Genomic DNA, 1,934 nt, shown 5'->3' with positions numbered 1-1,934 from the left:
CACCATAAAGTGAGGATCAAAGATGAGGCTATCATTGCTGCTGTAGAGCTGTCACAACGTTATATTTCTGATCGTTTTCTTCCTGATAAAGCCATCGACTTAATGGATGAGGCCGCTTCGAAGTTAAGAATGGAAATGGATAGTGTTCCGGAAAATGTGGATGAACTGAACCGTAAAATCATGCAGCTGGAGATTGAACGGGAAGCCATCAAAAGAGAAAATGATGACCGTAAAGTGCAAAGCCTGGGTGAAGAAATAGCTAACCTTTCTGCAGAAAGAGATGAGCTGAAAGCAAAATGGCAGGGCGAAAAAGATGTGGTAGATGGCATCAATAACCTGCTGGAAGATATAGAAAACTACAAGCTAGAAGCCGACCAGGCTGAACGTGCCGGCGATTATGGCAAGGTGGCAGAAATTAGGTACGGAAAGATTAAAGAAGCGCAGGATAAGGTAGAAACACTTAAAGTAGAATTAGAAGGTCAGCAAAAAGAAGGCCGCATGCTTAAAGAAGAGGTGACCTCTGATGATATTGCAGGTGTAGTTGCCCGTTGGACTGGCATTCCAGTAACTAAGTTGATCTCTAGTGAGCGAGAGAAATTGCTGCACCTGGAAGATCAGCTGCATAAACGTGTGGCAGGACAAAATGAAGCTATTGAAGCCATTTCTGATGCTATTAGACGTTCTCGTGCCGGTTTGCAGGATAAACGTAAGCCGATAGGCTCATTTATTTTCTTAGGTACTACGGGTGTAGGAAAAACAGAATTGGCAAAAGCCCTTGCGGAATTCCTTTTCAATGATGAAAATTCCATGACCAGAATTGACATGAGTGAATACCAGGAACGCCATTCGGTCTCCCGTTTGATAGGTGCGCCTCCAGGTTATGTAGGTTATGATGAAGGCGGACAATTAACAGAGGCCGTACGTCGCAAACCTTATTCGGTGGTCTTGCTTGATGAGATTGAAAAAGCACACCCTGATGTGTTCAATATCCTTCTGCAAGTGCTTGACGACGGTCGTTTAACAGATAATAAAGGTAGAGTGGTGAATTTTAAAAATACTATTATCATCATGACCTCTAATATTGGCTCTCACTTGATCATGGACAACTTTAAAGGTCTTAATGAAGATAACCGTGATGAGGTAATTGCCAAAACTAAAAATGAGTTATTCGAACTTTTAAAACAAACCATCCGACCAGAGTTCTTGAACCGTATTGATGAGCTGATTATGTTTACACCTTTAAACCGCAGCGAACTCAGAAACATTGTAGAACTACAGTTTCACCAGGTTCAAAATACCCTTGCTGATATGGGGATTGAAATTGAAGCCACTTCAGACGCATTGGACTGGTTAGCAGAATTAGGTTATGATCCTCAATTTGGTGCAAGGCCATTAAAACGTGTTATCCAAAAACGAATTCTCAATGAATTGTCGAAGGAAATACTTGCTGGTAAAGTTGATAAAGACAGTAAAATTAAGCTGGATATGTTCGACCATAAGTTTGTGTTTTTAAATGCAGCACCAGAAATTGCATCCTGATTACAATTCAATTTACCGAAAATAAAATCGTAAAACACTGATAAACAATAAGGCAGGCTATATTTAGTCTGCCTTATTTTATTTGAAGGCAATAAAATCCTGAACATACTGCGGCTTGCTGAACAATTTAAGCCATAAATTGTTTACTAGGCACACTTTGTTATTATGAAAATAGCCTATATATCTACGTATCCTCCTCGTGAATGTGGTATTGCCACCTTCAATCATAATTTGCTGAATGCTATCGGTTATGACAAAAATACAGTGTCTAATGAAAGTTTTGTCGTTGCCATGAGTGACGCCGAACATCTTGACGCCTATAAATACCCTAAGGAAGTAAAATATGTAATCAGACAAGAAAACCAGAAAGATTATATTCGAGGTGCTGATTATAT

At 39.8% G+C, this 1,934-nt stretch carries 1 protein-coding gene and 1 pseudogene; both read left to right on the top strand.

What is annotated here, in order from left to right; translation table 11 throughout:
* The coding region (locus tag ACR2F7_RS01430; protein ID WP_432711829.1) for an AAA family ATPase at positions 1 to 1,539 on the top strand (1,539 nt) is incomplete at its 5' end.
* 165 nt (positions 1,540 to 1,704) lie between these two features.
* Positions 1,705 to 1,934: pseudogene (locus ACR2F7_RS01425) on the top strand (glycosyl transferase); the annotation flags it as partial.

The sequence above is a fragment of the Pedobacter sp. genome (genome assembly GCF_045628745.1).
GTDB lineage: Bacteria > Bacteroidota > Bacteroidia > Sphingobacteriales > Sphingobacteriaceae > Pedobacter.
The sequence above is the reverse complement of the archived record's forward strand: the minus strand, read 5'-3'. Positions and strand labels throughout refer to the sequence as shown.